The sequence below is a fragment of the Geodermatophilus maliterrae genome (assembly GCF_041018925.1).
GTDB classification, from domain to species: Bacteria; Actinomycetota; Actinomycetes; order Mycobacteriales; family Geodermatophilaceae; genus Geodermatophilus; species Geodermatophilus maliterrae.
This window is the reverse complement of record NZ_JBFNXQ010000155.1, coordinates 1-8,004: the sequence shown is the minus strand read 5'-3', so window position 1 is coordinate 8,004 and position 8,004 is coordinate 1. Positions and strand designations below refer to the sequence as shown.

Genomic DNA, 8,004 nt, shown 5'->3' with positions numbered 1-8,004 from the left:
GCCCGGGGGGGGGCCCCCCCCCCCCGCCCCCCCGGGGGGGGGGGGGGGCGCCGCGGCCGGGGGGGCCCCCCCCCCACCGCACCCGCGCTCCTGCCGACGGCGAGCGCGCGTCCCCGAACCGAGATCACGGAGGGCTCTGTGGACGAGCTGCAGCAAGCGGTCTCCGCACTGGCGGTCGACGCCGCCGAGGTCGACAGGCTGGTGGCCGGTCTGTCCCCTGAGGAGTGGAGCACCCCGACGCCGGCGCCGGGGTGGAGCATCGCCCACCAGATCGGCCACCTGGCGTTCGTGTGCCGGATCGCCGGGGTGGCGGCCGCCCAGCCGGAGGCCTTCACCGCGCTGGTCTCGAGGATCGGCAGCGGTCCCGGGGCGTTCGACGCCGCAGTGAACGGAGCCCTCGGCGAGTACGTCGCCCTGGACCCCGCTGCCCTGCTGGAGCGCTGGCGTGCGGAGCGTGACGCCGCTGTCGCGGCACTGGCCGCGGCTCCCGCCGACGGGCTCGTGCCCTGGCTGGTCAACCCACTCCCGCCGGCCGTGCTGGCCCGGGCGGGGATGCTCGAGGTGTTCGCGCACGGCCAGGACGTCGCCGACGCCCTCGGCGTGCAGCGCACGCACACCGACCGCCTCCGGCACGTCGTCGCCTTCGCCGTCCGCACCCGCGACTTCGGGTACCTGTCCCGCGGTCTCACCCCGCCCGCCGAGGAGTTCCGGTTCGAGCTGGTCGGGCCGTCGGGAGCGACGTGGGAGTTCGGACCGGCCGATGCCGCCCAGCGGGTCACCGGGGACGCGGTCGACCTCTGTCTCCTGGTCAGTCGCCGGCGGCACCGTGCCGACCTGCAGCTGACGGCGGTCGGCGAGCTCGCCGAGCAGTGGCTCGAGCTCGCCCAGGCCTATCGGGGGCCCGCTGGTCCCGGGCGGGCTCCCGGCCAGTTCGTCGACGGCGCCTCGGTCCCCGGGGAGGCCCGACCCGCTCGGGTGTGAGGAATCCACACGCGGACCGTGAGGATCGCCGCGCATCTCGTTACGGCCTCACTTGTCCGGCGAATCCGCAGCTCACGACCATTGCCACGGCGCCTCACCCGTGCAGTGGAGAACCCGACGGAAGGAAGAGATGTGACTGACATCCCGACGGCCGCCCAGGCCGGACGCAGGTCGTGGTGGGGACTGGCCGTGCTGTGTCTGCCCACCATGCTCGCGATGCTGGACCTGAGCGTGGTCATCCTCGCTCTGCCGCAGCTGGGCGCGAGCCTCGGCGCCAACGGCGTCGAAGAGCTGTGGATCACCGACGTGTACGGCTTCCTCATCGCCGGGTTCCTCGTGACGATGGGCCGACTGGGCGACCGCATCGGACGGCGGCGGCTGCTGCTCGTCGGCGTCGCCGCGTTCGGCCTGCTGTCGGTCCTGGCGGTCTTCTCCACGGGCCCGGAGATGATGATCGTCATCCGGGCCCTGCTGGGCGTCGCCGGCGCCACCATCATGCCCTCGACCCTGGCCCTGCTCCGGACCATGTTCCCCGACCCCAAGCAGATGGGCGCGGCCATGGGGATCTGGTCGACGGCCATGATCGCGGGGATCTCGCTCGGGCCGGTCGTCGGCGGCCTGCTGCTGAACTCCTTCTGGTGGGGCTCGGTCTTCCTGATCGCGGTGCCGGTGACGGTCCTGCTGCTCGTCGCCGGTCCCTTCCTGCTGCCGGAGTCGCGTCACGAGGGCTCCGAGCCGCTGGACCTCCTCAGCGTCGTGCTGTCGCTGGCCGCGATCCTGCCCCTCGTCTACGGGCTCAAGGAGCTGGCGCGCAGCGGCTGGACGCTCGGCGCGGTGGCGGCCATCGTCGTGGGAGCCGCCGTCGGCATCGCCTTCGCCCGTCGGCAGCGGGAGCTCCGCGACCCCCTGCTGGACCTGCGACTGTTCGCCCTCCCCGCGGTCGGTGGCAGCCTCGGGCTGTACCTGCTGGTGGGAGTGGTCCAGGGCGGCAACGCGCTGCTCATGACCCAGCACCTGCAGCTGGTCGAGGCCCTGTCCCCGCTGGCGACCGCCCTCTGGCTCCTGCTCCCGTCGGTGATCGTCGTCCTCGGGATCCAGATCACCATGAAGCTGGTGACGACGGTGCGCCCCGCCGCGGTGCTGATCGGCGGCGTGCTCGTGGCGGCACTGGGCATGCTCGTCCTGACCCGGGTCGGCCCGGTCGACGGCTTCGGAACGGTGATGCTGGGCATCTGCCTGGTGTTCCTCGGGGTCAGCCCGGTCGGTGTGCTCAGCAACCAGCTGGTCATGATGTCCGCTCCGCCGGAGAGGGCGGGTTCGGCGGGGTCCCTCTCGACGACCGCCGGAGAGCTGGGCACGGCCCTGGGCATCGCCTCGCTCGGCAGCGTCGCCGCGGCGGTGTACCACAGCACCATCACCGTCCCCGGGGAGACGCCCGCGGACGCCGCCGGTGCCGCCGAGGACAGCATCGTGGGTGCGGCGACGGCAGCACCGCGGCTGTCGCCGGAGACGAGAGACGCGCTCGTCACCGCCGCCCGCGAGGCCTTCACGCAGGGCTACAACGTCGTGGCCGTGCTCTGCGCCGTGCTCTTCGTCCTCCTCGCCGGTCTGGTCTGGGCGACCCTGCGGCGCATCCCCCCGGTCGGCGCCCCGCCGCAGCAGGCCGACCCCGACGCCGCGGAGGGCGCGGCCCCGCCGGAGGCCGGCGTGCAGGGAGTGGCCGCGCTCGAGGCCGATGCCGCACCCGGGATCGACGTCGTGCCCGCAGCCCAGGACGGCGCCGGCACTCGCTGAACCGCCACGTCCGGCCCCGGCCCGGTGGTGTCGACGACTCCACCGGGCCGGGGTCGGCCCACCGCAGCCGCGCTGTGTCCTGTCCAGTCCCGCCCCGGAAGAGGATCTGACGTGTCCCACCTCCTGGAGCCCGTGCCCCCCTCCGTGATGCAGCCGGACGGCGCGGGCACCCGGCGCCGTCCGAACGTGTGGCTGCCGCTGCTGGTGCTCCTGGTGGCGGCGTTCCTGCTGGTGTCGCTGCCGCGCTACCTGTCCCTCGACCCCGCGCAGTCCCTCGTGCCCGTGAACGAGGGTGCCCCCCTGCACTACCCGATGGTCGTCGCCCACGTCCTGTTCGGGTCGGTGGCCCTCGTGACCGCGTGCCTGCAGCTCTGGCCGAGCCTGCGGCGCACGCGGCCGGCCGTGCACCGTTGGTCGGGCCGGGTGTACGTGTTCGGCGGCATCCTCCCGTCGGCGCTGCTCGCCGTGGTGATCGCACCGCTGGGGCCCCTGAACCTGCTGGGTGCGCTCGGCGCGACGACGTGGGGGCTGGTCGCACTGGTCACGACCGTGGTGGGTCTGGTGGCGGCGCGCCGCCGGCGCCTGGCCGAGCACCGGCGCTTCATGCTCTACAGCTTCGCCACGGCCATCGCGATCCTCACCAACCGGGCGATGTTCCTGCTCCTGATGTCCGTGCCCGGCATCCCGCACGACCCCGGCCTGGCGGGTGCCGTCGGCGGGTTCTGGGCCGGTTGGCTGATCAACCTGGGCGTGGCGCACTGGTGGCTGCACCGTCACCCGGTGCCCAGGCCCCAGGACGCGCCGCGGGCGGGCCACGCCTGACCCCGAGGCCGACTCGGGGCGGTTGCCCGCACGCCGACACCCCCCTCGGGGCCGACGGGCCGACCGCTCCCCGGATGCCGTGCAGGCGGGGGCCTCCCCCGGATCACGCGTGCGGTGAGAGCCGGCAGGTGTGACGGGAGGGCCCGGTCCTCGTGCTGTACGTCGGGTCGGGTCCGAGCAGGACTCGTCTGGACGTGCATGCCACGGACGGGCCGGCGCGTCGGTGCCGGTGACCACGGCGTCGCCAGACGCCGGCGGCCTGACCTGGCTGGTGGCTCGGCTGGGCGAGTTCGGCCAGCCGGTGACGGCGGTGATCGAGTCGATGGACGGCGCCGGCTTCGTGCACGACCAGCTCGAGCTGCGCGGCCGGGCGGTGGAGATCGCCGACGCGGTGAGGTCGAGGGCTTCGCCCGCTGGCCGGCGGGACCGACGAGTTCGACGCGTGGGTGCTGGCCCAGCTGTCTCGGCGGGGATCCGGTGCCGGCGATCTGGCTGCCGACCCCGGGGTACGCGCCGGCCGGGAACGAGCGCGCTGGCGGCTGCACCTGGTGCGGCACCGCGCCGCGCTGGAGAACCGGATCCACGCCACGCTGGTGGCCTTCGGCCATCCCCGCCCGGTCAGCGACCTGTTCGGTGTTGCCGGCCGGCGGCTGCTCGACGCGCTCGGGCTGCCCCAGCCGTGGGCCGGTGACGTGGTGGCGACGCTGCGGCTGATCGACGGCCTGGACGCCGAGGTCGACGCCGGGGAGGCGGCATCGCGCGCCGCCGGCGCCGAGCACGCCTCCGCGCCGACGCTGGTGTCCGCGCCCGGGATCGGCTGGGTGCGCTCCGTGCGCCGACTCCACCGGCGACCCAGCGCGCCCCCGTCCGGCCGGGGCGGCCGGCGGTGCGGGTGCCGGAACACGCCCCGGTCCGCCGGGTCGCGAGAGCCGGCGGACCGAGGTCGGGACGACGGGGGCGGACTACTTGCGACCGACCACCAGGGCGTGGCTGAAACCGAGGTCCGGGTGGCACCGCACCTCACGGAAGCCGGCGTCGCGGACCGCCTGCGCCATCTCCGACGCGGAGTAGGTCATGCCCTCACCCGAGGCGAGCGTGAGGAAGTACGGGGAGACCAGACCGGCGCTGGCCGGTCCGGTGCCTTCCTCGTTGGAGGCGAAGTTGTAGACCAGGCAGCTGCCGCCCTCGGGAAGGGCGGTGTGGCACTTCCGCAGGAGCTCGACGTTGCGCTCCAGCGACCAGATCTCGAAGACGTGGAAGTACATGATCGCGTCGGCGCCCTGGGGGAGCGGGTCGTCGAACAGGTCACCGGCACGGAAGTGCACGCGGTCGCGGACTGCGGGGTCCGCGATCCTCGACGCGGCGATGTCGGTGACCGTGGGCTGGTCGAACACCGTCACCTGCAGCTGCGGATAGCGTCGCGCCAGCTCGATCCCGTTCGTCCCGTCCCCGCCGCCGATGTCGATCACGTGCCGCACGTCGGTGAGGTCGTAGTGCTCGAGGAACTGCGCGAAGGCCCGGCCGGAGGCGTCCCCCATGTTGGCGTAGAACACCTGCTGCAGGTCCGGCTGCGCCGTGAGGCGGGAGTACAGGGTGTCCCCGGGGCCCGGCACGTGCCGCAGCCCGACGTTGGTGGCCTGCCGGACGGACTCCGCCAGGTCGACCATGCTGGGGTTGATGACCCTCGCCTGCACGTCGACCAGCGGGCCCAGGAACCGCTCCCCGGACCGCAGCAGCTTGCGCCGGGTCATCGGCGCGTTGACGTACCGTCCGTCGCGCTTGTCGAGGAGCAGCAAGGAGGACAGGCCCATCAGCAGGACGCGCGCGGGTTGCTCCTCCACCCCCAGCAGGCGTGCCGCCCCGGCGATGTCCAGGCCGTCGTTGTCCTCGATGTGCTCGAACAGCCCGAGCTGGAGTGCCGTCCGCAGCAGCTCGAAGGCGGTGGTGCCGTGCACCAGGACGCGTAGGTAGTCGGCCTCGTCCAGAGGCAGGCCGGTCGCGGGCATGGTCGTGTTCCTCTCGCCGGTGGCACCGCCATGCTCCGTGGGCCGGCCGTCCCGGTCTTCCTCCTCCTTGCCGCCGCGCGGGACGGGTGCGCAACGAGGGAGAGGAACGGCCGTGGCCCCGCTCATAACGTCTGCGACGCACCGACACAGCGACAGCAGCGGTTCCGGCAGCGGAGCGGCGAGGAGGAGCACGGTGAAGGGGATCGTTCTGGCCGGCGGTTCCGGCACACGCCTGCACCCGGTCACGCTGAGCACCTCGAAGGCGCTCCTGCCGGTGTACGACAAGCCGATGATCTACTACGCGATGTCGGTGCTCATGCAGGCCGGCATCCGCGACATCCTGCTCATCTCCACCCCGGAGGGCGTGCCGGCGCTCCGCGGGCTCCTCGGCGACGGCGAGGACCTCGGGCTCGCTCTGTCCTATGCCGAGCAGGCCGTGCCGCGGGGCGACGGTGAGTCCCTGGTCATCGGCGCCCGGCACGCGGGGTCCGATCCGGTGGCCCTGGTCCTCGGTGACAACGTCTTCGACGGGCCCGGTCTGCCGGAGCTCCTGCGGGCGGGCGCGGCCACGGACGACGGCTGTCTGCTGTTCGGCTGCCACGTGCCGGACCCGGAGCGCTACGGCGTCGCGGAGGTCGACGAGCACGGGCGCCTGCTCTCCCTCGAGGAGAAGCCGTCCCGGCCGAGGTCCACGCTGGCTGCCACGGGCCTGTACTTCTACGACGGCGACGCCGTGGAGATCGCCAAGGGCCTGCGGCCCTCGTGGCGGGGCGAGCTGGAGATCACGGACGTCAACCAGGCCTACATCGAGGCGGGGAAGGCGGGGATCGTCCCGCTCGGCGAGCGCTGTCGCTGGTTCGATGCCGGCACGTACGACTCCCTGTTCGAGGTCAGCCGGTACGTCCGGCTGGTCGAGCGGCGGGAGGGCAGGCGGGTCGCCTGCCTGGAGGAGATCGCCCTCCGGATGGGTTTCATCACGCCGGGCCAGTGCTTCGAGCTGGGGGAGCGGCTCGGCCGGTCCGAGTACGGCCGGTACGTCATGCGGGTGGCGCAGGCCACCGCGTCCGTGTCGTCGCTGGCCGGCTGAGCGGTGGACACCGTGTCGATCACACAGCTGCCCTGCGCCCGCCGGCCGTTGCGGATCCTCGCCGTCGGAGCTCATCCGGACGACATCGAGATCGGGGCCGGCGCCCTGCTCCACAAGGCCGGGGCCGAGGGGCACGAGGTCTTCGTGCTGGTGATGACCGACGGGATCGCCGGCGCGACCAGGCGGAGGGAGGCCACCGCGGCCGCGGCCGCGCTCGGGGTGCCGCCCGAGCGGTTGTTCTTCGCCGGGTGCACCGACGGGCACCTCCGCGTCGACGCCACGGTCGTGGGCCGGGTGCGGGAGCTGACGGCGGCGGTCGCGCCGGACGTGGTCGTGACGCACACCGACGCGGACAGCCACAACGACCACGTGGAGACGCACCGCACTGCCCGGGCGGCCTTCCGCGGCAGCGTCTTCCTCCACTTCTCCGTGCACGTGTCCTGCGAGCCGAGCCGGTTCTCCCCCCGGGTGTTCGTCGCGGTCGCCGGTGACCGGCTCGACGCCAAGCAACGGGCCCTGGACGCCCACGGCTCCCAGCAGGCCACCATCGGGCGGGTCGACCTGGCCGCCTACGAGGCCCGGCTGGGTCACCTGGCACGGCTGAGCCGGGCGGAGGCCTTCGAGGTGGGAGCGCAGACGGGGGCGATGCACCTGCTCGGCGAGGTCCTGGACCTGTCGGAGTCGCCGTTCCACCGGCTGTGGTCCCCGCTGGTGCGCGACACGGACGCCGTCCTGCTGTACCCGTCGGTCCGCGACGCCACCGAGGAGGCCGAGCTGAACGCCGGCCGCGACCGGCTGCGCAGCGCCTTCATCGACCGGTGGGGCGGCTTGCGGCTGCCGCTGCGGGAGGTCTTCGCCAACGGGCCGGAGGCAGTGCAGGCGGTACGGGCTCCGAACCTCGTCCTCGTCGGCGATCCGGCGGCCAACGCGGTCGTGCGACACCTCTCGCCGTCCCTGCCCGGGGTCGGCTGGCTGCCGGGCGTCGATGCGCCGCGGTCCGGTGGGAGCCGTCGGCGCCCGCAGGGGCTCGCCGCGCGCGGACGTCGTGGGCCGGGCGCGGCCCACGACGTCGAGGACCTGGGCGTCATCTCCCGTGTCGACCGTCCCGGGCCCGACGCCGGCACGGTCCTGTACGTCGGGGGCAGCACGCCGCGCGGCACGCGCGCCGGGCTGGAGTTCCTCGCCGACCCGGGAGCCGTGCCGGACGTCGACGCCCTGCTGTCGCAGGACGGCTCCGTCGAGGTCGTGTTCACCGTGGGGCCGACGGTCGACGACGTCCGGGTGGTCGACCACCGCCAGGGCCCGGCTCCGGTC

The 8,004-nt window shown here is 73.9% G+C and carries 6 protein-coding genes; 5 read left to right on the top strand and 1 reads right to left on the bottom strand.

Features of this window, described 5'->3' with window-relative positions:
* Window positions 1-138: 138 nt before the first annotated feature.
* From ABQ292_RS25445 to ABQ292_RS25435, 3 genes are all read left to right on the top strand, one after another.
* A complete protein-coding gene (locus ABQ292_RS25445; protein ID WP_369210492.1) occupies window positions 139-981 on the top strand; it encodes a TIGR03084 family metal-binding protein in 843 nt (280 codons plus the stop codon).
* A gap of 207 nt (window positions 982-1,188) precedes the next feature.
* Window positions 1,189-2,775: an MFS transporter gene (locus ABQ292_RS25440; protein WP_369210493.1), complete on the top strand. Its 1,587-nt coding sequence runs from the start codon at window positions 1,189-1,191 to the stop codon at window positions 2,773-2,775.
* A 111-nt stretch (window positions 2,776-2,886) separates the two neighbouring features.
* Entirely contained in the window at window positions 2,887-3,597 is a 711-nt protein-coding gene (locus ABQ292_RS25435) for a DUF2306 domain-containing protein (protein WP_369210491.1), read from the top strand.
* A gap of 962 nt (window positions 3,598-4,559) precedes the next feature.
* On the opposite strand, the gene ABQ292_RS25430 is transcribed toward ABQ292_RS25435, so the two are convergent.
* A complete protein-coding gene (locus ABQ292_RS25430) occupies window positions 4,560-5,603 on the bottom strand; it encodes a methyltransferase (protein WP_369210490.1) in 1,044 nt (347 codons plus the stop codon).
* A gap of 193 nt (window positions 5,604-5,796) precedes the next feature.
* Between ABQ292_RS25430 and rfbA the strand changes: the two genes are divergently transcribed.
* Both rfbA and ABQ292_RS25420 read left to right on the top strand, forming a co-directional pair.
* Window positions 5,797-6,690 (top strand): glucose-1-phosphate thymidylyltransferase RfbA, encoded by an 894-nt coding sequence (gene rfbA, locus ABQ292_RS25425; RefSeq protein WP_369210489.1) that lies wholly within the window; start codon window positions 5,797-5,799, stop codon window positions 6,688-6,690.
* A gap of 12 nt (window positions 6,691-6,702) precedes the next feature.
* On the top strand, window positions 6,703-8,004 hold a 1,302-nt coding region (locus ABQ292_RS25420), incomplete at its 3' end, for a PIG-L deacetylase family protein (protein ID WP_369210488.1).

Coding starts and splice junctions, on each gene's coding strand:
- ABQ292_RS25430 (WP_369210490.1), bottom strand. CDS start 5,603: ATGCCCGCGACCGGCCTGCCTCTGGACGAGGCCGACTACCTACGCGTC.
- ABQ292_RS25440 (WP_369210493.1), top strand. CDS start 1,189: ATGCTCGCGATGCTGGACCTGAGCGTGGTCATCCTCGCTCTGCCGCAG.